The sequence below is a fragment of the Ralstonia sp. Ralssp135 genome (assembly GCF_047304345.1).
Classification (GTDB): domain Bacteria; phylum Pseudomonadota; class Gammaproteobacteria; order Burkholderiales; family Burkholderiaceae; genus Ralstonia; species Ralstonia chuxiongensis.
The window spans coordinates 1-24213 of record NZ_JBGLYZ010000009.1; the positions used below are offsets into that span (position 1 = coordinate 1).

At 63.9% G+C, this 24213-nt stretch carries 26 protein-coding genes; 12 read left to right on the forward strand and 14 right to left on the reverse strand.

What is annotated here, in order from left to right:
- From ACCD03_RS08950 to ACCD03_RS08995, 10 genes are all read right to left on the reverse strand, one after another.
- The coding region (locus ACCD03_RS08950; RefSeq protein WP_413411359.1) for a porin at positions 1-209 on the reverse strand (209 nt) is incomplete at its 3' end.
- A 48-nt stretch (positions 210-257) separates the two neighbouring features.
- Entirely contained in the window at positions 258-602 is a 345-nt protein-coding gene (locus ACCD03_RS08955; RefSeq protein ID WP_045204069.1) for an L-rhamnose mutarotase, read from the reverse strand.
- Positions 603-609: 7 nt separating this feature from the next.
- Positions 610-1386 (reverse strand): SDR family oxidoreductase, encoded by a 777-nt coding sequence (locus ACCD03_RS08960; RefSeq protein ID WP_024975744.1) that lies wholly within the window; start codon positions 1384-1386, stop codon positions 610-612.
- Between the two features lie 3 nt (positions 1387-1389).
- Entirely contained in the window at positions 1390-2271 is an 882-nt protein-coding gene (locus ACCD03_RS08965) for an amidohydrolase family protein (RefSeq protein WP_325649975.1), read from the reverse strand.
- A 19-nt stretch (positions 2272-2290) separates the two neighbouring features.
- Positions 2291-3568 (reverse strand): L-fuconate dehydratase, encoded by a 1278-nt coding sequence (locus tag ACCD03_RS08970; protein ID WP_045204071.1) that lies wholly within the window; start codon positions 3566-3568, stop codon positions 2291-2293.
- A 34-nt stretch (positions 3569-3602) separates the two neighbouring features.
- The gene (locus tag ACCD03_RS08975; RefSeq protein ID WP_045204072.1) at positions 3603-4463 is read right to left on the reverse strand and encodes an ureidoglycolate lyase; all 861 of its coding nucleotides are present in this window, start codon (positions 4461-4463) and stop codon (positions 3603-3605) included.
- Between the two features lie 36 nt (positions 4464-4499).
- Complete coding sequence (locus tag ACCD03_RS08980; RefSeq protein ID WP_413411360.1) at positions 4500-5249, reverse strand: SDR family oxidoreductase; 750 nt, start codon at positions 5247-5249, stop codon at positions 4500-4502.
- Positions 5250-5389: 140 nt separating this feature from the next.
- On the reverse strand, positions 5390-6337 hold the full coding sequence (locus tag ACCD03_RS08985) for an ABC transporter substrate-binding protein (protein WP_045204074.1): 948 nt from the start codon (positions 6335-6337) through the stop codon (positions 5390-5392).
- Between the two features lie 35 nt (positions 6338-6372).
- The gene (locus ACCD03_RS08990) at positions 6373-7404 is read right to left on the reverse strand and encodes an ABC transporter permease (RefSeq protein ID WP_413411361.1); all 1032 of its coding nucleotides are present in this window, start codon (positions 7402-7404) and stop codon (positions 6373-6375) included.
- Positions 7397-8893 (reverse strand): sugar ABC transporter ATP-binding protein, encoded by a 1497-nt coding sequence (locus ACCD03_RS08995; RefSeq protein ID WP_413411414.1) that lies wholly within the window; start codon positions 8891-8893, stop codon positions 7397-7399. Before ACCD03_RS08995 ends, ACCD03_RS08990 begins: the two co-directional genes overlap by 8 nt.
- 297 nt (positions 8894-9190) lie before the next feature.
- Here ACCD03_RS08995 and ACCD03_RS09000 point away from each other — a divergent pair, with 297 nt between their 5' ends.
- The 4 genes from ACCD03_RS09000 to ACCD03_RS09015 all read left to right on the forward strand — a co-directional run bounded on the left by ACCD03_RS09000 (position 9191) and on the right by ACCD03_RS09015 (position 13967).
- Complete coding sequence (locus ACCD03_RS09000; protein WP_045204652.1) at positions 9191-9898, forward strand: FadR/GntR family transcriptional regulator; 708 nt, start codon at positions 9191-9193, stop codon at positions 9896-9898.
- Positions 9899-10301: 403 nt separating this feature from the next.
- Entirely contained in the window at positions 10302-11309 is a 1008-nt protein-coding gene (locus ACCD03_RS09005) for a zinc-binding alcohol dehydrogenase family protein (RefSeq protein WP_413411363.1), read from the forward strand.
- A 4-nt stretch (positions 11310-11313) separates the two neighbouring features.
- A complete protein-coding gene (locus tag ACCD03_RS09010) occupies positions 11314-12441 on the forward strand; it encodes a mannitol dehydrogenase family protein (RefSeq protein ID WP_413411364.1) in 1128 nt (375 codons plus the stop codon).
- 14 nt (positions 12442-12455) lie between these two features.
- Positions 12456-13967, forward strand: coding sequence for a UxaA family hydrolase (locus ACCD03_RS09015; protein ID WP_413411365.1), 1512 nt, complete (start codon positions 12456-12458; stop codon positions 13965-13967).
- Positions 13968-13973: 6 nt separating this feature from the next.
- On the opposite strand, the gene ACCD03_RS09020 is transcribed toward ACCD03_RS09015, so the two are convergent.
- Positions 13974-14747 (reverse strand): DUF2182 domain-containing protein, encoded by a 774-nt coding sequence (locus ACCD03_RS09020; protein ID WP_413411366.1) that lies wholly within the window; start codon positions 14745-14747, stop codon positions 13974-13976.
- A complete protein-coding gene (locus ACCD03_RS09025; protein WP_413411367.1) occupies positions 14722-15492 on the reverse strand; it encodes a DUF899 domain-containing protein in 771 nt (256 codons plus the stop codon). Before ACCD03_RS09025 ends, ACCD03_RS09020 begins: the two co-directional genes overlap by 26 nt.
- Positions 15493-15578: 86 nt before the next feature.
- Here ACCD03_RS09025 and ACCD03_RS09030 point away from each other — a divergent pair, with 86 nt between their 5' ends.
- The 5 genes from ACCD03_RS09030 (at position 15579) to ACCD03_RS09050 (ending at position 19697) form a co-directional block, all read left to right on the forward strand.
- A complete protein-coding gene (locus ACCD03_RS09030) occupies positions 15579-16799 on the forward strand; it encodes a helix-turn-helix domain-containing protein (RefSeq protein WP_413411368.1) in 1221 nt (406 codons plus the stop codon).
- Positions 16800-16835: 36 nt separating this feature from the next.
- Positions 16836-17480, forward strand: coding sequence for a DUF5074 domain-containing protein (locus ACCD03_RS09035; RefSeq protein ID WP_413411369.1), 645 nt, complete (start codon positions 16836-16838; stop codon positions 17478-17480).
- Between the two features lie 123 nt (positions 17481-17603).
- Positions 17604-18056, forward strand: coding sequence for a MarR family winged helix-turn-helix transcriptional regulator (locus tag ACCD03_RS09040; protein WP_413411370.1), 453 nt, complete (start codon positions 17604-17606; stop codon positions 18054-18056).
- Positions 18057-18090: 34 nt separating this feature from the next.
- A complete protein-coding gene (locus tag ACCD03_RS09045; protein WP_413411371.1) occupies positions 18091-18432 on the forward strand; it encodes a hypothetical protein in 342 nt (113 codons plus the stop codon).
- On the forward strand, positions 18429-19697 hold the full coding sequence (locus ACCD03_RS09050) for an MFS transporter (RefSeq protein WP_413411372.1): 1269 nt from the start codon (positions 18429-18431) through the stop codon (positions 19695-19697). The genes ACCD03_RS09045 and ACCD03_RS09050 overlap by 4 nt, the downstream gene beginning before the upstream one ends.
- 65 nt (positions 19698-19762) lie before the next feature.
- Here the strand turns inward: ACCD03_RS09050 and ACCD03_RS09055 are convergent, their stop codons facing one another.
- The gene (locus tag ACCD03_RS09055) at positions 19763-19966 is read right to left on the reverse strand and encodes a cold-shock protein (RefSeq protein WP_004626726.1); all 204 of its coding nucleotides are present in this window, start codon (positions 19964-19966) and stop codon (positions 19763-19765) included.
- Positions 19967-20233: 267 nt separating this feature from the next.
- Between ACCD03_RS09055 and ACCD03_RS09060 the strand changes: the two genes are divergently transcribed.
- The gene (locus ACCD03_RS09060; protein ID WP_004626724.1) at positions 20234-20446 is read left to right on the forward strand and encodes a hypothetical protein; all 213 of its coding nucleotides are present in this window, start codon (positions 20234-20236) and stop codon (positions 20444-20446) included.
- Between the two features lie 324 nt (positions 20447-20770).
- Here ACCD03_RS09060 and ACCD03_RS09065 read toward each other — a convergent pair whose 3' ends face one another.
- Positions 20771-21733 carry a 2-hydroxyacid dehydrogenase gene (locus ACCD03_RS09065; protein ID WP_413411373.1) on the reverse strand — a complete coding sequence of 321 codons (963 nt, stop codon included), beginning with the start codon at positions 21731-21733 and terminating at the stop codon, positions 20771-20773.
- 313 nt (positions 21734-22046) lie between these two features.
- Between ACCD03_RS09065 and ACCD03_RS09070 the strand changes: the two genes are divergently transcribed.
- Together ACCD03_RS09070 and ACCD03_RS09075 are read left to right on the forward strand one after the other, a co-directional pair.
- Positions 22047-22805 (forward strand): SDR family oxidoreductase, encoded by a 759-nt coding sequence (locus ACCD03_RS09070; RefSeq protein WP_045204653.1) that lies wholly within the window; start codon positions 22047-22049, stop codon positions 22803-22805.
- Positions 22806-22901: 96 nt separating this feature from the next.
- Entirely contained in the window at positions 22902-24188 is a 1287-nt protein-coding gene (locus tag ACCD03_RS09075) for an MFS transporter (protein WP_253537511.1), read from the forward strand.
- The last annotated feature ends 25 nt before the right edge of the window (positions 24189-24213 follow it).

Consider the following 24213-nt stretch of genomic DNA (forward strand, 5'->3'; position numbering starts at 1 on the left):
ATGAACCCGAACATGCTCGTGCCCCACTGGTTGTCGGCGGCGCGCCAGAGGCTGCCGCCCGGCGAGGTCGCGGTGGGGGCGACGTTGTTCTGGTAGTCGATGCCGCTGGCGACGCGGCCGTACAGCGTGACGTTGGTTTGTGCATGCGCGGCGCCAGCGGCCGCGCACACGATTGCCGCGCAGAGCGGCCAAGTTACTCGTTTCTTCATTGTCATCTCCTCTCTCTGGTGTCATGCCGGCCACGGCCGGAATTGCTTCTACTGCTGTTGCTGTTGCAAATCGAAAATGCGGCTCATCGGTATCCACTTCTGCCCCGCGGGCGTCCAGGGTGTGGGCGCCTGAAACTGCCACATCAGCGCTTCCCATTCGCGGATCTTCGGGTCCGTGTCGGTGGCAAGCGCCATGCGCTCGGCGTCGTAGATGGCGTCGTCGGTCTCCATGAGCATCACCATGCGGGTGCCCAGCCGATAGATCTCCATGCCGGTCACGCCATGCACGCGCAGGTGCCGCGCAACTTCCGGCCAGATGCGTTGATGGTGGGCTTCGTACGTGGCGATAAGCGCCGCGTCGTCTTTCAGATCCAGAGCAAGGCAGTAGCGCATGGCAACCTCAGGTCAGGGCGCGGTCGAGGTGCGTGTAGCCGCCGTCGACAAATACCCACTGCCCCGTCGTGTGAGACGCCTGTGCAGAGAGCAGGAAGACCGTGGTACTGGCAATCTCGTCGGCGGTGGTCATGCGATGGCCGAGCGGAATCTTCGATGTAATTGCTGCGAGCTTGGCATCGGGGTTGTCGAACGTGGCGATCCAGCGTTCATACAGCGGCGTCAGCACCTCGGCCGGAATGACCGCGTTGACGCGCACACCGTCCGGCGCCAGCGACGCCGCCCATTCCCGCGTGAGCGACAGCTGTGCACCCTTCGCGGCGGTGTACCCGCTCGTATTGCCTTGCCCCGTCAACGCCGTTTTCGACGAGATATTGACGATGGCCCCTCGGCTCGCTTTCAGGTGCGGCAGGCACAGATGTGCCATGACGTAGTAATGGATCAGGTTCTTTTCCAGCGAGCGCACGAAGGCGTCGCGGCCCGCGTCCAATCCCACGCTGTCGTTGATGCCGGCGTTGTTGACGAGGCCATCGATATGTCCGAACTCGCGCACGGTTTCGTCCACCATGCCGCGGCAATCGACCTCATCTTCCAGGTCGAACTGGAAGAAGCGTGCCTTCGGCTGCCGACGCATCAGCTCGGCTTCAAACGCAGGCGCCATTGGGCTCTTGCCACAGATGACGGGGATGGCCCCTTCGGCCGCCAGTTGCAGCGAAATGGCCGCGCCAATGCCGGCTGCGCCGCCCGTGACGATTACGACTTTGTCTTGCAGATGCAAATCCATGGTTCAAGCCTTGAGTTGCAGGTTGTAGCAGCGGGCGGCGGTGCCACCCCAGAGGTCGGCGCGTTCAGTGGCGCTCAGCCGCTCTTCGGCCCAGACATGCAGCACGTCGTACACCGTGCCGTACGACGCCGCCAATTGGCACACAGGCCAATCCGACCCAAACATCACGCGGTTGGGACCGAAGACGTCGAGTGCCACGTCAAGGCATTGGCGCGCGTGCTGAACGTCGCGCACGGTCACGCCTTTTCGCCAATCGGCTTCGGTCAGCAGGCCGGAAAGCTTGCAGGCGACGTGCGGCATATCTTTCAGTGGCGCAAGCGCAGCCCGCCACCTTGCCAGTGCATGCGCATCACGCTCGAACGCTTCAAGCGGCGGCTTGCCCAGGTGATCCAGCACCAGCAAGTGGCGATCGTGCCGGCCGCAGAAATCCACGGCGGGCTCCAGTTGGTGGCCAAACACCAGCACGTCGTACGTGTAGCCCCAAAGCTGCAGTAACGCGACGCCTTGTTCGAAAGCTGGGTCCGACAAGAACGCCGCGACGTCGGGCTCGTCCTGCACGGTGTGCCGGAAGCCGACCAGTTTGTGCTCACCGCTCCTGGCTTCGAGGCGAGCCTCAAGATCGGCGGCATGCAGGTCTTCCCAGCCGACCACGCCGACAATCCAGTCGTGCGCAGCGGCGAGGCCCAGCAGAAAATCCGTCTCCTCTCGCACGCCGCGCGCCTGCACGGCAATCGCAGCGTCCAGGCGTTGCGCGCGCAGCTCGGGCAGCAAGTTGGCAGGCAGGCGGTCTTCGGCCAGGGCTTCCATGCCGGGGCCGATCCATGAATACGCCTCGGGTTGATAGCGCCAGAAATGCTGGTGCGCGTCTATTCGTGGCACGGGCAGCGCGGGTACCGTCATCGCATCAGCCCCGGAAGCGGTATCGCTCAAGCGATGCCGGTTTCATCGTGATGGAGAAACCCGGTGCCTGCGGCGGCAGATAGGCGGCGTTTCGCACCACGCAGGGGTCGACAAAGTGCTCGTGCAGGTGGTCGACATACTCGACAACACGCCCTTCGCGCGTGCCTGACACGCAGATGTAGTCGATCATCGACAGATGCTGCACGTACTCGCACAGGCCCACACCGCCGGCATGCGGGCACACCGGCAAGCCGTACTTGGCGGCCAGCAGCAACACGGCCAGGATCTCGTTCACACCGCCCAGCCGGCATGCGTCGATCTGCACAACATCGATAGCGCCGCGCATGATGAACTGCTTGAAGAGAATGCGGTTCTGGCACATCTCGCCGGTCGCCACCTTGACGGGGGCGACGGCTTCGCGAACCTTACGATGACCTTCCACATCGTCCGGGCTGGTCGGCTCTTCAATGAACCACGGCTTGGCGAAACCGAGTTCGCGCACCCAGTCGATGGCTTCCTTCACCTCCCACACCTGGTTGGCGTCGATCATCAGTTCACGGTTGGGCCCGAGCACTTCGCGTGCGATCGAGACGCGGCGAATGTCGTCCTTCAAATCACGCCCCACCTTGAGCTTGATATGGCGGAAACCGCTGTCGACGGCCTCGCGGCAGAGGCGGCGCAGCTTGTCGTCGTCATAGCCGAGCCAGCCGGCGGACGTGGTGTAGCACGGGTAGCCTTCCTGCTCCAGCGTGCGGATGCGGTCGGCCTTGCCCGGCGCCTGCTTGCGCAGCAGCTCGAGCGCTTCTTCGGGCGTGATGCCGTCGGTGATGTAGCGGAAGTCGATGCAGCGCACGAATGCTTCCGGTGTGAGATCGGCTACCAGACGCCACAGCGGCTTGCCTTCGGCCTTGGCCCACAGATCCCATGCGGCATTGACGACCGCGCCCGTGGCCAGGTGGATGGCGCCTTTGTCCGGGCCGATCCAGCGCAACTGGCTGTCGGACGTGACATGGCGCCAGAAGCGGCCCATGTCTTCACGAATCCAGTCGAGATCCAGGCCTTCCACCAGATGACGCATCGCCTCGATGGCGGCGCAGCACACCTCGTTGCCGCGCCCGATGGTGAAGGTCAGGCCGTGGCCTTCCAGGCCCGGCTGGTCAGTCTCCAGGATCACGTAGGCCGCGGAGTAATCCGGGTCCGGGTTCATCGCGTCGGAGCCGTCGAGATGCTGGGAAGTCGGAAAGCGCACGTCCAGCACGCGCAGGGATCGGATGATGGTCATGAGTATCGTGTTCGGGATTGCGGAATGCGTGCCTTCAGCCTTGCGCGTTCACCGTGCGCTGGCGCTGCTCGCCCAGACCCTCGATGCCCAGGCGCATCGTCTGGCCGGCGCGCAGATAGACCGGCGGCTTCTGCCCCAGCCCCACACCCGGCGGGGTGCCGGTGGAAATCACATCACCTGGCTGCAGGCTCATGAAGCGGCTCAGATAGCTCACCAGATGCGCCACGCCAAACACCATGGTCGACGTCGATCCGTTCTGGTAGCGATGCCCATCCACCTCCAGCCACAGATGCAGCGCCTGCGGGTTGGGCACCTCGTCTGCGGTGACGAGCCACGGGCCGATGGGGCCAAAGGTGTCGCAGCCCTTGCCCTTGTCCCACGTGCCGCCGCGCTCGAGCTGGTATTCGCGCTCCGACACATCGTTGATGACGCAGTAGCCCGCCACATGCGCGAGCGCATCTGCCTCGCTGATGTACCGGCCGCCCTTGCCGATCACCACGCCAAGCTCGACTTCCCAATCGGTCTTCACCGAGCCCTGCGGAATTTCCACGTCGTCATTCGGGCCGCAGATGGCGCTGGTCCATTTGCCGAAGACGACCGGCTCGGCCGGCACTTCGGCGCCGGTTTCAGCAGCATGGTCGGAATAGTTCAGCCCGATGCAGATGAACTTGCCCACGTTGCCCACGCAAGCGCCCAGGCGCAGGCCGGCTTGCGGCGTGCCGTCGACGATGGGCAGGCGGCTGATGTCCAGCGTGCGCAGGTGAGCCAGGCTCTCGGGCAGCAGCGCCGCGCCGCCAATGTCGTCAATCACGGCCGACAGGTCGCGCACTTGCCCTTGCGCATCGAGCAGGCCGGGCTTTTCCTGGCCCTTGGGGCCGTAGCGGAGGAGTTTCATCGTGTTGTCTTTGTGGACTGCAATCAATCAAACCAATCAGTTGGACCAGCCGCCGTCGATCACGCAGCAAGTGCCGGTCGTGAAGCGGGACTCATCCGAAGCCAGGTAGGTCGCCAGCGCGGCAATCTCGTCTGCCGTACCGACGCGGCCCATCGGCTGGCGCGCAACGAACGCTGCGCGGACGGCGTCGATCGGCACGTTCTGTTCCTGCGCCTGCGTGGCAATGCGCTGCTCGAGCGAGGGGGACTCCACGGTGCCAGGGCAGATGGCGTTGCAACGAATGCCGCGCGCCACAAAGTCGGCGGCAATCGCCTTGGTCATCCCGATGACAGCGGCCTTGGTCGTGCCATACACGAAGCGGTTCGGCACGCCCTTCACGCTTGATGCGGCAGAGGCCATGTTGATGATCGATGCGCCGCCGTTGTCCAGCATCTTCGGCAACAGCGCACGCGTCAGGCGGTACATCGACGTCACGTTGAGCTGCCACGAGAACGCCCAGTCGTCTTCCGAACATTCGAGGATGCTGCCGGGGTGCACGAAGCCCGCGCAGTTGAACAGCGCATCGAACGCGGCTTCTTCGCGTGCCAGGACGGCAACGGCATTGGCGTCCGTCACATCCAGGCGCAAGGTGCGGACGCCGGCGGTCTCTGCCAGCGTGGCCAACGCCTCTGCGTTGATATCGGTGGCGAGCACCTGCGCGCCCTCTTTTGCAAACATCATCGCGCTCGCCCGGCCAATACCCTGCCCAGCCGCCGTCACGAGGATGCGTTTTCCTTGGAGTCTCATTGCGTCTGCGTTCCGGCGCGGGCCACGTTGGCGGTGGCCCATTCCGGCAATGGAGTTAAAACACTGCGCCGTTCAGGAAAGGGATTCAGCCGGCATGGCGGCGAACGACGCTCCGCCACGCCCCTTGTTGCGATGAATCGTCAGTACAGGACGTTCTTGGCCTCGGGCGAATCGAGGTTCTGCTTGTTGACCATCATCACGCCCGTGTCGACCTGCTTCTGTACGGGCTTCTTCTCGATCACGCTAACCACCGTGTCGATGCCCTTGTAGCCCATCTGGTACGAGCTCTGGACGGCGATTGCGCGGATCGTGCCGTCGCGCACGAAGCCCTGCAGGTCCTGGTTGCCGTCAAAGCCGATAGCCGCCACCTTGCCGCTCTTGCCCGACTGCTGCAGCGCGCGCCCCATCCCGACCGCCGTAGGTTCGTTCGCACCAAAGATGCCCTTCAGATCGGGGTTGGCGGCCAGCACGTCGGTCGTCTGGTTCAGCGCCGTGGCCATCTGCGATTGCGAGTAGAACGGCCCAACGATCTGCAGCTTCGAGTGCGCCTCGATGTATTTCTTGAAGCCGCCCACGCGGCCGATTTCGGACCCCGCGCCCGGCACATAAGACATGATCGCAATCTTGCCGGTCTGGCCGACAGCGTCGATCATCGCCTTCGCGCACAACTCACCCGCCTTCGCGTTATCGGTCGACAGGAACGACTGGTAATACTGCTTGCCGGAATCGGACACCATCGAGTCGATCAGCACCACCGGAATGTGCGCCTCCCATGCCTTCTTCATCGCCGGCACCAGCGCGTCCGGGTCTGACGGCGCGAGGACAATGCCCGCGACATGTCGGTTGACGGCGTTCTCGACCATGTTCACTTCGTCGGCAATGGCCGATTCTGCTGCGGGGCCCTGGAAGGTCATCGTGTAGCCCTTCGCCTTGCCCATGGCGGCCGTCGCGCCCTTCTGAACGTTCTGCCAGTAGTTGGAATTTGCCGATTTCACGATCACGGCTATTTCACCGCCTGCCGCCTGCGCATAAGCAGAGAACAGTGCACACGTTGCTGCAACCACCGCCAGTACGGAAAACTTCTTCATGTCTCACTCCTTGGTTTTGGTTTGAACTTCTCGACTCACAACTTGCGGTTTCTGAGCTGATCGATCCAGACGGTGCCAAGGATGACCACGCCGATGATGATCTGCTGGATAAAACTCGATACGCCGTTCATGTTGAGCCCGTTGCGCAACACGCCGATCACGAACGCGCCAATGGCCGTGCCCGAGACCGTTCCGACACCGCCCATCAGCGACGTCCCGCCGATGACGGCGCTGGCAATCGCATCAAGTTCGTACATCACGCCTTCGTTCGGTTGTGCCGTCACCAGGCGAGACATCAGCACGCACCCGGCCATCCCTGCCAGCAAGCCCGATAGCACATACGTGAACAGCTTCACGCCCTGCACGTTCACCCCGGACAAGCGCGCCGCCTCGGCATTCGAGCCGACTGCATAGATGTGGCGACCCAGTGAAGTGCGTGAGAGCAGCACGGAGACAGCGATGAACAGCGCAAGCATGATCACCACCGGATAAGGAATGCCGGGGAAGACCGTGTCCGGGAAGCCGTCTGCCCCGATGTGCGAGATGCGGAACAGCGCGCCGTTGCCGAGTTCGCCGAAAGCATCTCCCAGGCCCGAGACAGGACGGGCGCCCGTGATCTGCAGAGCCACGCCGCGCGCCACCAGCATCATGCCCAGCGTGGCAATGAAGGGCGGCAGGCCCATCCTGGTGATACAGATACCGTTGACCCATCCGCACACGCCGCCAACCAGCACGCCGGCCAGCATGGCAATCGGAACAGGTACGCCCATCTTGACGAGCAAGGCCGCCACCACGCCAGCGAGCGCCAGCACCGAGCCCACCGACAAGTCGATGCCACCGGTGATGATCACGCACGTGGCGGCTACGCCCAGGTAGGCAATCGACGTGACCTGCAGCGCGACGGTCATGAAGTTGCCGACCGAAAAGAATGCTGCGCTGGTTGCAGAAAACGCAATCACAAGCGCCACCAGGCTACCGAGCGCTGCAAACTTTTGGATCAGGTCCCGATGGTGTTGCTTGCTCTGCTTTTTCACGGCCTGCGGCTGATCTGATGTCATTTCAAGCATGTGTTCTTCCTGATGCGTAATGCAGAATTTCTTCCTGGTTTGTCTTCCGTGTTTCCAGGACTGCGGTAATGCGGCCTTCGTGAAAGACGGCAATTCGATCTGTCATGCCCAGCAGTTCCGGCAGCTCCGAGCTGATCAGCACGACACCGACACCGTCTGCGGCGAGTTCGTCCATCAGCCCATAAATCGCGTACTTGGCGCCGACGTCGATGCCCCGCGTCGGCTCATCGAAAAACAGGATGCGCGAACCGCGATACAGCCATTTGCCGATCACGATCTTCTGTTGATTGCCGCCTGAGAGATTGCGCACCGTCTGCCCGACGGACGGCGTGCGGATGTTCAGCTCGCGCACGTAGCGCTGCGCCACGGCGGTCTCTTCGGAAAAGCGCAGGAAGCCATGCGATGAAATCGCCCGGACATTGGCCAGGGTGATATTCACGGCCACCGGCATCGACAACGCCAGACCATCCTTCTTTCTGTCTTCCGACAAGTAGGCAATGCCTTGCCGGATGGCCTCGCGCGGCGAACGGATCGTGACCGGCGTGTCGCCCAGCGTGATCGACCCGGAATCGAGCCGTTCCGCTCCGAAAATGGCCCGTGCCACCTCCGTGCGCCCCGCGCCCATCAAGCCGGCAAAACCGAGAATCTCGCCCTTGCGCAACTCGAACGACACCGGCCCGAAGACGCCTGCGCGGCTGAGTGCGTTCGCGCGCAACAACACCTCGTCGGTCGGCACCGATTTGCGCGCGGGGAACACATCGTCGAGTGAACGGCCGACCATCCGCGCGACGATCTCGTTGACACTGGTGGAAGCAAAATCGCTCGTGGAGATATGGCGGCCGTCACGGAGCACGGTCACGCGATCGACGATCTCGGCCATCTCGTCAAGCCGATGCGAGATGTACAGAATCGCCACGCCATCGGCGCGCAACTCCTTGATGATGCGAAACAGCTGAACGGTTTCGGATTCCGTGAGCGAAGACGTGGGCTCGTCCATGATCAGCACACGCGCGTTGAGCGAGAGCGCCTTGGCAATCTCCACCATCTGTTGCTGCGCGATCGACAGCGCGCTGACCAGCGTGGTCGGCTCGACGGCCAGCCCGATCCGCTGCAGATAGCTGCGTGCGTTGGTGTTGAGCTTGCGGTAATCAATGAACGGGCCGCGCTTGGGCTCGCGTGCCAAGAAGATGTTCTCCGCCACCGACAAGTGCGGCACGAGATTCAGCTCCTGATGGATGATCGCAATGCCGGCCGCCTGCGCCTCGGATGTCGACGCAAACCGTACCGCTTCGCCCCGGTACGAGATGACGCCATCGTCTGCGATGTACTGGCCGCTGATGATCTTCATCAGGGTGGATTTGCCAGCACCGTTTTCGCCGCAGACAGCATGGACTTCGCCCACGCGCAGATCCAGATCCACACCATCCAGCGCAACGACGCCGGGAAAGCGTTTGCCGATGCGCTGCAAGCAAAGAATCTCTTGCGGCATCGACGATCTGGAGCTGCTTACGTGCGTGGGCACGGCATCAGCACTGCTCATCGTGGTCTCCGTTGTGTTGCGAGGCTCTGATCTTCCGCTCGACGCACTGGTAAGTCCAGTTCGGAGCGATTCGAGTAAGCCAAGCATTTTTTGGTCAAGCCAATATCACTTATAACGTACCTGCCTGACCACTAGTGCAAACCCTGAAGTGTTGCTGGCACCAGTCTAGACAACGACTGGCGGTGCCCATGCTAGACTCGAAACACACCTATGCGCGACAACACGCGCACCAAAACACACACCACAATGAAGCAGACAGAGCCAAAGCGGCTTTACCAATCTGTAGCCGCGCAGATTCTCGCGCTGATCCAACAGGAAAAGCTCGGACCGGGCACACGCTTGCCTCCGGAGCGCGAACTGGCACAGACGCTAGGCGTATCGCGCCCGTCGCTGCGCGAGGCGTTAATCGCCCTGGAGATTGGCGGCCAGGTTGAGATCCGTATGGGTTCTGGCGTGTACGTGCAAGAGGCAAGCGCGGCGAGCGAGAGTGCGGCCATTCCGTCGCTGGGCGAAAGCCCCTCCGAACTGATGCAGGCCCGAGCCGTGCTTGAAGGCGACGTGATCACGCTCGCCACGGGGCGCCTGACGGCGGCCACGCTCGACAAGCTCCAGCGCACCATCGACCGCATGAAGAAACTCGCATTGGGCGGGAAGTCGCCCACCGATGCCGACCGCCAGTTCCACATGCTGATTGCGGAGACCGCCGGCAATTCAGTTCTGAGCCGATTCGTGGCCGAGCTGTTCGATAGCCGCCATGACCCGCTGGCCATGGCCATCCGCGACCATGCAGAGGGCGAATCAAGCTGGCATGCGGCGGTGCACGAGCACGAAGAGATTCTCAAGGCGCTGCAGGCGGGCGATCCCATCGCGGCGCAAACCGCCATGCGGGCGCACTTGAAAGCGTCCGAAGAGCGCTGGATCGCGGGCGCCATTCAGCAAGACAGCGCACAGTAGCCGCGCTCACCCCATGCGCGGTCCGCTCGCGGCCGCGCAACCTCTCCCCGGCACCCATGCCGCTCCGCCCCAATGCGGCCTGACCAAATTTCAGGCCGCCTCGCCTTGACCCCTTGAAAACAAGGTATTTTCAGCATCAGGGTTTCCCCCATCAAGGATTTTCTCTCAAGATGTTAAATTGGTCTGACCAATAGGTGAGACCTGTTTGGCATGACCACTTGCCCAGGATGCGGGGAGCGACTCCCTCAACTTGGCACAGTGCGCGCGCAATCAGACGTCACCTCATCACTCAAGGAGACCGGAAGGTGACCCAACGCTTGCCATTACTACGCGCGCATACACAGCCTCTTCAGCAGCCCAGTCGAACGAAGACGGGCGGCGCGACTTCGACCGGAGCCGCATCATGTTGACGGTCGTTTGCGAAACCCCAGGCACCCTGCTCGCGCTGGACCGGCCGGTCCCTAGCCCCGCCGAGGGCGAAGTGCTGCTGCGCGTCAAACGCGTGGGCGTGTGCGGTACCGATCTGCACATCTTCACGGGCAACCAGCCCTATCTCAATTACCCCCGCGTGATGGGGCATGAGTTGTCGGGAATCGTCGAACAGGCACCGCCCGACAGCGCGCTTGCCAAGGGCGACGTGGTCTACGTGATGCCCTACCTGTCATGTGGGCACTGTGTCGCGTGCCGCCAGGGCCGGACAAATTGCTGCGTCAACATCCAGGTGCTGGGGGTGCATCGCGATGGGGCGTTCACTGAATACCTGAGCGTGCCGCAAGCCTTCGTGCACAAGGCGGACGGCGTGAGCCTGGATCAGGCCGCGATGGTGGAATTTCTGGCCATTGGCGCGCACGCGGCGCGTCGTGCCCAGGTGCGCGCCGGGCAGCGCGTGCTGGTGGTAGGCGCCGGCCCGATCGGCATGGCGGCCATGATTTTTGCCAAACTGCGCGGCGCGACGGTCACGGCGCTGGACTCCCGTGCGGATCGCCTCGGCTTTGCGGTGGAGCAACTTGGTGTGGACGCCAGCGTTGCGCTGGGCGATACCGACGAAGCGCAACTCGGTGCGCTCACGGCCAATGAGTTCTATGACGTCGTCTTCGATGCCACGGGCAATCCGAAAGCCATGGAGCGTGGCTTGCGCTTTGTGGCACATGCCGGCACCTATGTGCTGATCTCTGTGGTGGCGGCCAACATCTCGTTCTCCGATCCGGAATTCCACAAGCGCGAGACCACGCTGCTCGCCAGCCGCAACGCCACCACCGAAGATTTTGAGACCGTGCTCGACGCCATGCGCGCGGGCAAGATTCCGACCGCGCTGAACACCCACCGCATGGCGCTGGCGGACGTGCCCAAGCACTTCAAGACGCTGCTCGACCCCGCCGCTGGCGTGGTGAAAGCCATCGTGGAGTGCTGAGCGCATGACCGAGCCGATCCTCCAGTTCGGCACAAGCCGCTTCCTGCAGGCGCACGTCGACTTGTTCGTGTCGGAAGCGCTCGATGCGGGACAGGCGCTGGGTGGGATGACCGTCGTGCAAACCACATCCAACCCGGCCAGCGCAGCGCGTGTGGCGGCGCTGGCAGGCGGCGCGGGTTATCCGGTGCGCATTCGCGGCTTGCAAGACGGCACACCCATTGAGCAGACCGTCACCTGCCGCGCCGTCCGGCGTGCCCTTCAGGCCGAGGCCGATTGGGAACGACTGCGCGAGCTCATGGCAACAGACGTGCAGGTGGTGATCTCCAACACGGCCGACCAGGGCTACCAGCTCGACCCACGCGATGATGCCAGCCTGATCAAGCAGCCATCGCGCGTGCCACACAGCTTCCCCGCCAAACTGGTGGCGCTGCTGCTCGGCCGCTGGCTGCGACAGCCGCAGGCACCGCTGTCGCTGTTTCCGTGCGAACTGATCGAGCGCAACGGCGACACGCTCTGCGAGACTGTCTGCACGCTGGCACAGCAATGGGCACTGCCCGCCGCGTTCGTCGATTGGCTGCGCACGCATTGCGTGTGGGCCAACTCGCTCGTGGACCGCATCGTCTCCGAGGCACTGCACCCCGTGGGCGCCGTGGCGGAACCGTACGCGCTGTGGGCCATCGAGCGCCGCCCCGGGCTGGTGCTGCCATGCACGCATCCGGCCATCGTGCTGACGGATGAGCTGGATCACCACGAGCGGCTCAAGCTCTTTCTGCTCAACGCGGGCCACACTTTTCTGGCCGAGCGTTGGCGCGAAGATGCGCATCCCTCCGATCTGACCGTCGTGCAGGCCATGGAAGACCCGCGCCTGCGTCCGGAGCTGGAAGCCCTGTGGCGCGACGAGATCGTTCCTGTATTCGCCGCCCTGCACAAGCGCGAAGCCGCCGAGGCCTATCTCGTCATGCTGCGCGAACGGCTGTTGAACCCCTACCTTGCCCACCGCCTCGCCGATATCGCGCAGAACCACGCGCAGAAGAAGCTCCGGCGCCTGGCGCCCATCGTCGCGCTGACGCGGCAATTGGGCTTGCACCTCGCCCAGCCGCGCCTGAACGCCGCGCTGGCCAATCCGAATTGAACCTGCGAAGCACCATGTCCGACTCATCCATCATTCTTCTTGCCCCCGACGACGACGTAGCCGTCGCGCGTGTTGCGCTGGCGCCCGGCGCGGCACTTGACGCTGCGGTGACCACGCGCGATGCCATTCCCGCTGGCCACAAGGTCGCGTTGCGCGACATCGCAGCGGGGCAACCGGTGCACAAGTATGGGCAGGTCATCGGCGTGGCCACGGCGCCCATCCGCGTGGGTGAACACGTGCACGTACACAACGTCGGCATGGCCAACTCCGCCGCCGAGCACACTGTGGGCCACGCGTATCGCGCCACCGTGCCGGTCGACACGCCCGCCACGTTCGAAGGGTACGTGCGGGCAGATGGCCGCGTCGGCACGCGCAATTTCATTGGCGTCATCTCCAGCGTGAACTGCTCCGCCACCGTGTGCCGGCATATCGTGCAGGCGGCGCAGGCAGAGGTGGCCGCATTCCCCAACGTGGATGGCATTGTCGCCATCACGCACGGCAGCGGCTGCGGCATGGCCGGCAACGGCGAGGGGCTCGAACTGCTGCAGCGCACGCTGCGCGGGTACGCCGACCACCCCAACTTTGCCGGCGTGCTGATCGTTGGCCTCGGTTGCGAAGTCAACCAGGTCGCCCCGCTCGTACAGATGCTTGGGGCGCGCACGCCGGGCTTGTTTGCCTCGCTGACGATTCAGGAAGAAGGCGGCACGCGTGAGGCGATTGCTGCCGGCTTGGCCATGCTGCGCGACATGCTGCCGATCGCGAACCAGGCGCAACGCAGCACCGTCCCGGCAAGCCACCTGACGGTGGGACTGCAATGCGGCGGGTCGGACGGCTACTCGGGCATCAGCGCCAACCCCGCACTGGGCGCAGCGGTGGATCTGCTCGTGCGACACGGAGGCACCGCAGTGCTATCTGAAACGCCCGAGATCTATGGTGCAGAACACCTGTTGACTGCACGCGCAGCAACGCCTGCCGTGGCCGGTGCGTTGATGGATCGGCTGGCCTGGTGGGAGCATTACACCAGCACGCTGGGCGCCGACATGAACAACAACCCTTCGCCCGGCAACAAAGCCGGCGGCGTCACGACCATCCTGGAAAAATCGCTCGGCGCGGTCGCCAAGGGCGGCAGCAGCGGGCTGATGGCCGTGTATGAATACGCCCAGCCGGTGCAGGCGCACGGCCTCGTCTTCATGGACACACCCGGCTACGACCCTGTCTCGGCCACGGGCCAGGTCGCCGGCGGCGCCAACCTGATCTGCTTCACAACAGGCCGGGGGTCCACCTATGGCTGCAAGCCGGTGCCTTCGTTGAAGCTTGCCACCAACAGCACGCTCTATCGGCACATGGAACTCGACATGGACTACGACTGCGGCGGCATCGTCGATGGCCGCCTCAGCATTGCGCAAGCCGGCCAGGCGCTGTTCCAACTGATGCTGGCCACCGCCTCGGGCAACCACACCAAGAGCGAACTCAACGGTTTGGGCGACAACGAGTTTGTGCCGTGGCAGCTTGGCGCGGTGATGTAAGGCAAGTCATAACAATGCTGCGTAGGCCACCTGAAGCAACCCCGCCACGATGGCCACAGCACCAATGCAGCGGGCTACGCGGTCTCCGGCCGGCACCAGGCGCTCCAGCGTGATCGCCGCTGACACCGCCGCCATTGCGCGCAGATCCATGACGCCGATCACAATCAGGATTGCCGTCAAGCCCGCGCAAGAGCTGGCGCAGCGCATGCCGAGGCGTAAGCCATATCGCCATGCCGTACTGCCCAGCGCAGGCGCTGCTCGGCACCCTGCAAGCTGCCGCGCCTTCCATGCGCTGAACTGCAGTGCTCCCGCCGCAAGAACGACTGCGCCGCTGGCAGCCGGCAACGTGCGCGCTAGCACGGGCCACGTCATTTCAAGCTGGGCCACCGCGGCGCCCAGCGCAAAGACCATCGCGCCGATCAGCCCCCACACGGCAAAGTACGCCGTGCCTGCCAACGCGGTGTGCGCATCAACATTCGGCTTGCCCGCCACGTGAAGCGCAACGCGATACCGCCGCAGCATCGGCAGCAATGACGGCAGCATCATCGCTACCATCATCACTGTCCACATGCCGGTAAACGACGCGGAAAAACTCCACCACGTCTGACCGCACATCGGCATCCAGGCCATTGGCATCTCGCCCATGGCCGACATGGAATCGCACCAAGCCACCGTCGCTGCCGCGCTGGCAATGAACAGCAATGCCGAGACGGCCAAGAAGCCGCGCTCGGACACTGCTTGCTCGCGTGACAGTTCAACGCTGCTGAGCGTACTCGTCATGGCGACGCCACCAGACACCGGTTTCGTTGCGGCCCAGCGGCGCGCGATCGAGCCACTGGTATGCGCCCCACAAGCCATCGAGGCCGCGCGCGTAGGTGGAATATGTGTGGTACACGACGCCGTCTTCCAGCACGAACGCGCTCATGCCGGGCCGGTCGCGCACGTAGGTGGGCGCATCGGTGCCGCACATGCTGGCGAACTCCTGCACGGGTTCAGGTAAGTCGGATGCGTCCATCACGTGGCTGCCGCGCACGTAGTTGTAGTCGGAGTTGCCGGCGCGCTGCTGCTCCTCCGAGATCGAGACGTTGAAGTCGTAGTTGAAATCGCTGCCGACCGACGACACCCACGGAAAGGTCCAGCCCATCCGCTCGCGATACTCGATCAGCTTGGCCAGCGGCCCGCGCGACACCGCGAGCAGCGTCACGTCGTGACTCGCCAGATGCGTGACGAAGCCGTCAAAGCCATCGGCAATCATCGAGCACGATGGGCAGCCCGCCTTATAGTCCGGCCCGAACATGAAGTGATAGACGAGCAGTTGCGAGCGCCCACCAAACAGATCGGCCAGCGAGGCGCTGCCTTTCTCGGTTTCGAAGCGGTAAGTTTTGTCAATGCGGACCCATGGAAGTGCCTGCCGGCGGCGCGCGAGTTCATCGCTGCGGCGCGTCAGTTCCTTCTCGGCCTTGAGCAGCTCAATGCGCTCTGCCAGCCAGGTTGCGCGGGTTGCTGTGGGGTGTGTTGCACTCATGCTTACCTCCGTTTTGGGTGAGTGGTCGTGTGCTAGATTAGGCGCCGACCTCAAACGGCGGGAGTGACAAGTGTGGCGGGATTCGAATGGATTCATTGATCACGGCTGCAGCCCGCGCACTCGCTGCCGGTGACCCATTCGGAGCACTGAACCGCGTCGCCTTGCGTGACGACGCGGCCGCACTGGCCTTGCGCGGCATCGCCATGGCGCAGCTCGGTGACTTGGCGCGCGCCAAGCTGTTGCTGCGTCGCGCGGCTCGCGCATTCGGCTCTCGGGAGGCGCTGGCACGCGCACGCTGCGTCGTCGCGGAAGCCGAAGTCGCCCTCGCCTCGCGCGATCTTGGCTGGCCCGCCAAAACCCTCGACGCGGCACGCGCCACGCTGGAGGCCCATGGGGATCACGTCAACGCAGCGCATGCGCGGTATCTCGACATCCGTCGCCTGCTGCTGATCGGCCGCCTGGACGATGCAGACGCCGCCCTTTCCGCGCTCAATCCGGCGCGTCTTCCACCGGTATTGCGGGCGGCTCATGCGCTCGTCGTCGCGGGGATTGCCATCCGGCGCCTGCAGACGACTGCCGCGCGTGCCGCCTTGGCCGACGCTGATCTCGCGGCGCGTCAGGCCGGTATCCAGACGCTCACCGCTGAAGTGGAACGTGCCGCGCTTGCCCTGAGCGCACCGGCTGCGCGGCTGATCTCACGCGGCGAGGAACGTGTCCTGCGCCTTGAAGATGTCGAAGTCCTCTTTGCATCAGACGCGCTCGTGGTGGACGCGTGCCGGCTCGCCGTGCGGCAAACCGATGCGGTCATCCCGCTCGCCACGCGGCCCGTGCTGTTCACGCTGGCGCGTGCACTGGGCGAAGCGTGGCCGGAAGACGTGCCCAGAGACGCCCTCATCGCCCGGGCGTTCCGCACCCGGCATCCCGACGAATCGCACCGTGTGCGCCTGCGCGTAGAGATCGGGCGTTTGCGCACCGCGCTTGGTGCGTTAGGCACGGTCAGGGCGACCCGGCATGGATTCGCACTCCAAGCGAATGCGGCACAGAGCGTGGTCGTCCTCGCGCAACCCGTCGACGAGCAATATGCCGCGGTGCTGGCCTGTCTGGCCGATGGGGAATCGTGGTCCAGCTCCGCATTGGCGTTGGCGCTTGGTGCCAGCCAGCGCACCGTACAGCGGGCGCTCGACACATTGGCAGCCGCGGGCAAGGTGCAGTTCTTCGGACGCGGGCGGGCGCGCCGGTGGGTGACGCCGCCGGTACCCGGATTCGCGACCACCTTGTTACTCCCCGCACCGCTGCCAAGTGACTAGGATAAAGACTCCACAACCGAATCCAGCGAGCCCAACATGAAACGCTCCACCGCCGAACTCGTGCGCGAATACGGCCCCTTCCCTGGCGCAGAGAACGTCGGCGGCGTGACCTACGATGGTCAACACGTCTGGTTTGCTGCCGGCGGTCAGCTAAAGGAACTCGACCCCGACAGCGGCAAGACGCAGCGCTCCATCGACGTGCCAGCCCATGCCGGTACCGCGTTCGACGGGCGCCACCTGTTCCAGATCGCCGAAGACCGCATTCAGAAGATCGACCCGCAAACCGGGAAGGTGTTGGCCACGATTCCCGCGCCGGGTGCGGGCGGAGATTCAGGTCTCGCCTGGGCCGAAGGCACGCTATGGGTCGGTCACTACCGTGAGCGCAAGATCCGCCAGATCGATCCGGACACTGGCAAGGTGTTGCGCACCATCGAATCCAACCGCTTCGTGACTGGCGTCACGTGGGTCGACGGCGAACTCTGGCACGCCACGTGGGAAGGCGATACGAGCGAGCTGCGGCATATCGATCCGCAAACCGGCGAAGTGCTGGAGCAGCTTGATATGCCGGCGGGTATCACTGTGTCAGGGCTCGAGTCGGATGGCGCCGATCAGTTCTTCTGCGGCGGCGGCACCACCGGAAAGATTCGCGCGGTACGGCGACCCCGCAAGCAGGCGGCATAGGCGCGATACCGCCACACGGAAGGAACGAGGCCCGCTCAAATGCGGGCCTTTTGTTTGCGTGGCCCGCGCATAACATTACAGCTTAACTGCACAGTTAAACTGTATTGATGCTATGCTCGCGGCATGGCTAAATCACCCTCATTCACCGATCCCGCGCCGCCTGGCGCGCTGGCCGGCGATCTGCGCATTGCGCTTGGCAAGCTGTCCCGTCGCCTGCGCGAACAAGTCCATCCGAACGATCTCACCCACGCGCAAAAGTCGGTTCTGCTGCGCCTGGACCGTGATGGCCCAGCCACCGTGTCTGCACTTGCGCGCGCCGGCAGCGTGAAGCCGCAGTCGATGCGGGTCACGGTTGGGGCCCTGGAAGCCATGGGCGCGGTTGCCGGCAAGCCCGATCCGACGGATGGCCGGCAAACGCTCATCGAGTTGACGCCGGGCTTTCGGAAAGCACTCAAGGAAAGCCGCGCTGCGAAGGACGATTGGCTGTTCCGCGCACTGCAGGCGCAACTGTCCGCCGCCGAGCAAGCTGAGCTGGCGAAGGCCGTGACGTTGCTGCAACGGCTCGCAGAGTTTTGAGCCTCTTTTACTGTTCCTGATCCGGAGCGTCGACATGGCATGGCCCCATCTCATCTCTTGGTTTTTCGGCGGCGCCTTCTTCGCCAACGCCGTGCCGCATTTCGTCTTCGGTATCGCAGGCAAACCATTTCAGAGCCCATTCGCAACGCCACCCGGCGAAGGTCTTTCGTCTTCTACGGTGAATGTGCTGTGGGGCGCGTTCGATCTGGCCGTCGGTTACGTCCTCGTTCTGCGGGTTGGTGATTTCCACCTGCGAAACACAACCGATGCCGTTGCGATCGGGTTGGGCATCGTGGCACTCGGCGTGCCGATGGCACGGCGCTTTGGCCGGTTCAACGGCGGCAATCTCGGCGGCGATCTGCCGCAACGCCAATGAACACATCGGCAAGTACGCCAACAACCGGCGTCTTCCGCTCACTGCGCGTTTTCAACTACCGCTTGTGGGCCGTGGGGTCGCTGGTGTCCAACGTGGGCACGTGGATGCAGCGCACCGCACAGGACTGGTTGGTGCTGACACAGCTCACGAACCACAACGCTTCTGCAGTGGGTACGGTGATGGCGCTGCAGTTCGGCCCGCAGCTTCTGCTATTGCCGTGGACGGGCGTTGCCGCAGACCGCTACAACCAGCGCAAGCTGCTGATGGCCACCCAAGCGACATCGGGCGTGCTGGCGTTGATTCTCGGGCTGCTGACCGTGACGGGCATCGTTCAGCTCTGGCACGTCTACCTGCTGGCGTTTCTGTCCGGCTGCGCATCGGCATTCGATGCCCCGGTGCGCCAGACGTTCGTGGCGGAACTGGTGGGCGATGGCGATCTGCCCAATGCGGTCGCGCTCAACTCGACGTCGTTCAACGCGGGGCGCATGGTCGGGCCAGCAGCGGCGGGCATGGCCATCGCCACCATCGGTACAGGCTGGGCATTCCTGGCCAATGGGCTTTCGTTCATCGCGGTGCTGACTTCGCTCTTCTTCCTACGCAAGTCCGAGCTGCGCCCGAACGCGCGTGCACGGCGCTCTCAAGGCGGTTTTGCCGAGGCCATCCGCTACGTGTGGGCCCGCCCCGATCTCAAGGCCATGCTGGTCATGCTGTTCCTGATCGGCACATTTGGGCTGAACTTCCCCATCTTCATCTCGACGATGGCAGCGAGCGTCCTCCACTCAGACGCGCGCGGCTACGGCGTGTTGTCGTCGATGATGGCGATCGGCACGATGTCCGGCGCGTTGTTCGCCGCGGGACGTAAGCAGCCGGAGTTCAAGTCACTGCTGATAGGCGCTGCGATATTCGGGCTGGGGTGCACGTTGGCGGCCATCGCACCGGGCTATTGGCTGTTTGCGGCGGCGCTGGTCATCACCGGCATGGCGGCGCTGACGTTTACCAACACGAGCAACAGCCTGATGCAACTCTCGACCGAACCTGCCATGCGCGGCCGGGTGATGGCGTTACGCGTGGCCATCGCGTTGGGCGGCACCCCGATTGGCGCACCGATTGTGGGCTGGGTGGCAGACCATCTCGGCCCGCGCTGGTCACTTGGTGTGGGAGCGCTCTCGGGACTGCTTTCGGCAGCGGTTGCCGTCTATGTGATGCGACGGCAGATTCACCTGCCGCGGCAAGAGCCACCGACGCTGGAGCAAAGTGCGTCTTGAATACTTTGATGTTGCCGCGAAAAAAAACCCCGCAGAGCGGGGTTTTTCTTGGCAGATGCGACCGATCAGATCGCCTCGATCTTCGTAGCAGCCGGGCCCTTTTGGCCAACGCCTGCAACGTAGCGCACCTTCTGACCTTCTTGGAGGGACTTGAACCCGTTGCCCTGAACTTCAGAGAAGTGAGCGAAGAGATCGTTGCCGCCTGCGTCCGGGGTGATGAAGCCGAAGCCCTTGGAGTCGTTGAACCACTTTACTGTGCCGGTTTCCATGTTGGATATCCTAAAAAGTTCTGCATGAGCCTGTGCTCACCAGGCACGACAATCAAGGAAGAAACATGGAGCAAAGGAAGCACCGCTTGGCGTGACAACCCAGAACATCGGAGTAACTGCTTGAAGATCCTGCGAGGATGGTTTCTACAGACATTCCAGACCCGCGTCAACAAATAATTAGATAAGCTTCACCTTTGACCCACCCCGCACCCCCACCGCTGAGTCAGCACGCCACAGTGGGCATGCGCTCTTGAGAGACCCATCGGCATGACACTCTGCTCGGCTTGCGCCGCAATCGAACTCCATAAACGCGGCGCGCCAGGCCATGCTTTGCTGAGAATCACCGACACGCAGCGCATCAAATCGCCCTCCGCGCGCGCAATCACCGTCAGCACGTTCTCGTGTCCCACATGCGGTGCGCGATGGGTCTATCGCGATGAAAAGAACGTGGACAACCAAGGCTGGTCGCTGGAAGCCTAGACGCGCTGCAGGGCAGTTTTTCTCATGGCGGAATGGCATGTGTTGTCCACGCGTGCCACCGCACCCCGAGGCGCCGGGGCATATAGAACGCTACAGCCTCTCTGCGTCTCGCGTAGGGGCCCGTCCGGTAGCAGGCTAACCGCGTGGCAGACCCCGAATAAGACGTGATATCGGCGCCCTCTGGCCGTACCGCGCACCCAATGCACCGGAAATCTGCCGCGGCTCGCAAGGCGCCTACGAAGGCAGTGCCGCATCAGTACTTGCATGCGGCACCGCCCCGTTTGTCGAGCCGAAGTCGTTCCGGAACACGCCGTCACGCTGCCTTCACAGCGCGTTTGGCGCCGTCCTCCCATTAAGCACCGCAGCGATGTTGTCGAGTGCGGTGAACCCCATCTGATCGCGCGTCTCGATCGTCGCGCTCGCCATATGCGGCGACAGAAACACATTGTCGAGTGCGGCAAAGCGCGGATCGATATTGGGCTCGTTCCGATAGACGTCGAGCCCGGCTGCGAACAGCCGCCGCGACGCCAATGCATCGCACAGCGCATCCTCATCGACGAGACTCCCGCGCGCTGCGTTGACGAACACCGCGCCGTCGCGCAACAAGCCGAACTCGCGGCGCGTCATCAACGGCGTGCCGCCGCCAGGCACGTGCAGCGTGAGGATGTCGCACTGCGGCAGCAGCGTGTCGAGATCCGCGCAATAGCGCGCGCCGGCCTCGATCTCGGGCGGCGCGGGCCGCCGGTCTGTATAGACGATCTGCATTCCGAAGCCGCGCGCACGCTGTGCGACCGCCCTGCCGATCCGGCCGAAACCGACGATCCCGAGCGTCTTTCCGTTCACGCGCATGCCAAGCATGTCCGTCATGCCGAACGACTTTCCCCATCCCGCGCGCACGATGCGCTCGTATTCCGACGCGCGCCGGCACGCGGCGAGGATCAACAACATTGTGAAATCGGCAGTGCAGTCGGTCAGCGCGTCGGGCGCGTTGCTGACAACGATGCCGCGCGCGCGCGCGGCCGCCACGTCCATGTGGTCGTAACCGGCGCTCGCGTTCGCGATGATCTTCACGCTCGGCGGCAATGCCGCGATGTGCTCGGCCTGCAGCCCCGATTTCTTACCGATCAGCACCGCCGGCGTCTCGTGGCGGTTGCAGAATTCGACGACGGACGGCGCGTCCATGTCGGCGTCGGTCACATACGCGTGGAATTCGGCTTCGGCACGTGCGGCCACCGCCGCGGGAACCCGTCGCGCTACTAGGAGACGGGGGCGATTGTTGTCAGGCATGGTCTCGTCCTTGGGTCGGAAAACGGAGCACAGCCTACGAAGCAGGGTCGGCGCGGGTCAATATTGATTGTTTCGATCAATGTATGTGCGTGGCGCGCCGCCGCGGTCTTTCGGCCTCACTCCGGCGGTGTCGTGCACCGCCCATCCGGCCGCGCCAGTCCGCGAGCGACGTCTCGCCGAACTCAGGAAAACCCTGACGCCGCCCCGTCGCGACGGGGCCGTTGATATTGATTGAAAGAATCAAGATTGCTGGGGAATCGTCACCGCGCAATGCTTTTTGCATGTTCAACGCACTGAAGACGAGGTCGTGAAGATGCAGGCAGAGAAAAGAATCGCGGCGGTGACAGGCGCCGGCACCGGCATCGGCCAGGCGGCGGCCGTCGCGCTGGCGCGCGCCGGGTTCAGCGTCGCACTGCTCGGCAGGCGCATCGAACCGCTGCTCGAAACGAAAGAGATTATCGAACGGGCCGGCGGTGTGGCGGCGGCCATTCCGACCGACGTTTCCGACGAAGCATCGGTCGACGCCAGCTTCGCGCAAATCGCGCACGCGTTCGGGCGCCTTGACGTGCTGTTCAACAACGCCGGCCGCAACGCGGGCGCCGTGCCGCTCGACGACTACTCGCTGCAATTCTGGAACGACGTGGTCGCGACCAACCTGACGGGCGTGTTCTTGTGCGCGCGCGCCGCGTGGCGCCAGATGAAGCGCCAGATGCCGCAAGGCGGCCGCATCATCAACAATGGTTCGATCTCGGCACACACGCCGCGCCCGAACACGATCGCGTACACCGCCACAAAGCATGCGGTGCTCGGCATCACCCGCTCGCTTGCGCTTGATGGCCGGCCGTTCAACATCGCGTGCGGCCAGATCGACATCGGCAATGCCGCTACGTCGCTGACGGAGCGAATGGACAGCGGCGTGCTGCAGGCCGACGGCCGCGTCGCGCCAGAGCCGCGCGTCGACGTCGCGCACGTCGCGAACGCCATCGTGCAGATGGCGAGCCTGCCGCTTGAGGCCAACATTCTGAACATGACGATCATGGCCAGCGCGATGCCTTTCGTCGGACGCGGCTGACCCGACGCGCGCCGGCACACACAAGAACCATACGCCGGCCCATCCATCAGACAACAGGAGACAACATTGAAAACTGCAGAAGAACAGGTTCCGGTCATGCGCGAGTTCGACGCGCACGCAGGCGCCGCCAGGCGATCGCGGGTGCGCTACGGCGTGCTGTCGATGCTGCTGGTGGCGACCGTCCTCAACTTCGTTGATCGCTCGGCGCTCGGCATCGTCGCGCCCGCGCTATCGAAGGATCTGGCGCTCACCCGCGTGCAGATGGGCGAGCTGTTCGCCGTGTTCGGACTGGCCTACTCGATCGCGCTGCTGCCCGCAGGCGTGCTAGCCGACATGCTGGGCTCGCGCGTCGCGTATGCGCTGTCGCTCGTTGGCTGGTCGCTGGCCACGCTGACGCAAGGGCTCGCACACGGCTACCACATGCTGCTCGGCTCGCGGCTGGCGATGGGAGCACTCGAGGCACCCGCGTTTCCGTCGAACGCGCGCGCGGTCACGATGTGGTTCCCGGTCCAGGAACGCGGCTTCGCAACGAGCGTGTACGTGATGGGCCAGTACATCGGCACGCCGCTCTTCACCGGGCTGCTGTTGTGGATCTCGTCAGCGTTCGGCTGGCGGGCCGTGTTCTTCTCAACGGGTGCATTCGGCATCCTGTTCAGTGTCGTCTGGTATCGGTTCTATCGCGATCCGTCACGGCATCGCAGCGTCAACGCGGCCGAACTGCAGTACATCACTGAAGGGCGCCCCGTGGTGACCGCGCGCGATCGCTTCGAATGGCGCGTGGCGCTGCGCCTGCTCGGCTACCGGCAAATCCTCGCGATCTGTCTGGGCAAGTTCTGCAACAACACGCTGCTGGTGTTCTTCACGACCTGGTTCATGACCTATCTGGTCGAGGAACGGCACATGTCGATGATCAAGGTCGGTTTCTTCCAGGCGATGCCGTTCATCGGCGCGACGCTCGGCATCCTGATCGCAGGCTATCTGTCCGACCTCTGCATCCGCCGCGGCGTGTCGATGTCGTCGTCGCGCAAGGCGCCACTCGTGATCGGCACCTTCCTCGGCGCGTCGATCGTGCTCGTCAACTTTGTGCACTCGAATGGGCTTGTGATCGCGATCCTCACCGTCGCGTTCTTCGCCCAGGGGATCGGCTCGATGTCCTGGGCCGCCGTGTCTGAGATTGCGCCTAAACGCTATGTTGGGCTCACCAGCAGTATCACGAGTCTCGCCGCGAATATCGCAGCCGTCACCACGCCGCTGATGATCGGCTACGTGACGCAGCACACCGGCAGCTTTTTCTGGGCGCTGAACTTGATGGGCGCGATCTGCCTGGTCGGCACACTCTCGTATTCGGTGCTGCTCGGCAAGCTGTCGCGTATCGAGCTCTAACCCCGTACATGCCATTTGTCTGCCA

Coding starts and splice junctions, on each gene's coding strand:
- ACCD03_RS09020 (WP_413411366.1), bottom strand. CDS start 14,747: ATGACGAGTACGCTCAGCAGCGTTGAACTGTCACGCGAGCAAGCAGTG.
- ACCD03_RS09030 (WP_413411368.1), top strand. CDS start 15,579: ATGGATTCATTGATCACGGCTGCAGCCCGCGCACTCGCTGCCGGTGAC.
- ACCD03_RS08970 (WP_045204071.1), bottom strand. CDS start 3,568: ATGACCATCATCCGATCCCTGCGCGTGCTGGACGTGCGCTTTCCGACT.
- ACCD03_RS08975 (WP_045204072.1), bottom strand. CDS start 4,463: ATGAAACTCCTCCGCTACGGCCCCAAGGGCCAGGAAAAGCCCGGCCTG.
- ACCD03_RS09015 (WP_413411365.1), top strand. CDS start 12,456: ATGTCCGACTCATCCATCATTCTTCTTGCCCCCGACGACGACGTAGCC.
- ACCD03_RS09000 (WP_045204652.1), top strand. CDS start 9,191: ATGAAGCAGACAGAGCCAAAGCGGCTTTACCAATCTGTAGCCGCGCAG.
- ACCD03_RS09060 (WP_004626724.1), top strand. CDS start 20,234: ATGACACTCTGCTCGGCTTGCGCCGCAATCGAACTCCATAAACGCGGC.
- ACCD03_RS09050 (WP_413411372.1), top strand. CDS start 18,429: ATGAACACATCGGCAAGTACGCCAACAACCGGCGTCTTCCGCTCACTG.
- ACCD03_RS08995 (WP_413411414.1), bottom strand. CDS start 8,893: ATGCCGCAAGAGATTCTTTGCTTGCAGCGCATCGGCAAACGCTTTCCC.
- ACCD03_RS09040 (WP_413411370.1), top strand. CDS start 17,604: ATGGCTAAATCACCCTCATTCACCGATCCCGCGCCGCCTGGCGCGCTG.
- ACCD03_RS09035 (WP_413411369.1), top strand. CDS start 16,836: ATGAAACGCTCCACCGCCGAACTCGTGCGCGAATACGGCCCCTTCCCT.
- ACCD03_RS08955 (WP_045204069.1), bottom strand. CDS start 602: ATGCGCTACTGCCTTGCTCTGGATCTGAAAGACGACGCGGCGCTTATC.
- ACCD03_RS09065 (WP_413411373.1), bottom strand. CDS start 21,733: ATGCCTGACAACAATCGCCCCCGTCTCCTAGTAGCGCGACGGGTTCCC.
- ACCD03_RS08985 (WP_045204074.1), bottom strand. CDS start 6,337: ATGAAGAAGTTTTCCGTACTGGCGGTGGTTGCAGCAACGTGTGCACTG.
- ACCD03_RS09075 (WP_253537511.1), top strand. CDS start 22,902: ATGCGCGAGTTCGACGCGCACGCAGGCGCCGCCAGGCGATCGCGGGTG.
- ACCD03_RS08990 (WP_413411361.1), bottom strand. CDS start 7,404: ATGCTTGAAATGACATCAGATCAGCCGCAGGCCGTGAAAAAGCAGAGC.
- ACCD03_RS09010 (WP_413411364.1), top strand. CDS start 11,314: ATGACCGAGCCGATCCTCCAGTTCGGCACAAGCCGCTTCCTGCAGGCG.
- ACCD03_RS09025 (WP_413411367.1), bottom strand. CDS start 15,492: ATGAGTGCAACACACCCCACAGCAACCCGCGCAACCTGGCTGGCAGAG.
- ACCD03_RS09070 (WP_045204653.1), top strand. CDS start 22,047: ATGCAGGCAGAGAAAAGAATCGCGGCGGTGACAGGCGCCGGCACCGGC.
- ACCD03_RS08980 (WP_413411360.1), bottom strand. CDS start 5,249: ATGAGACTCCAAGGAAAACGCATCCTCGTGACGGCGGCTGGGCAGGGT.
- ACCD03_RS09055 (WP_004626726.1), bottom strand. CDS start 19,966: ATGGAAACCGGCACAGTAAAGTGGTTCAACGACTCCAAGGGCTTCGGC.
- ACCD03_RS09045 (WP_413411371.1), top strand. CDS start 18,091: ATGGCATGGCCCCATCTCATCTCTTGGTTTTTCGGCGGCGCCTTCTTC.
- ACCD03_RS09005 (WP_413411363.1), top strand. CDS start 10,302: ATGTTGACGGTCGTTTGCGAAACCCCAGGCACCCTGCTCGCGCTGGAC.
- ACCD03_RS08960 (WP_024975744.1), bottom strand. CDS start 1,386: ATGGATTTGCATCTGCAAGACAAAGTCGTAATCGTCACGGGCGGCGCA.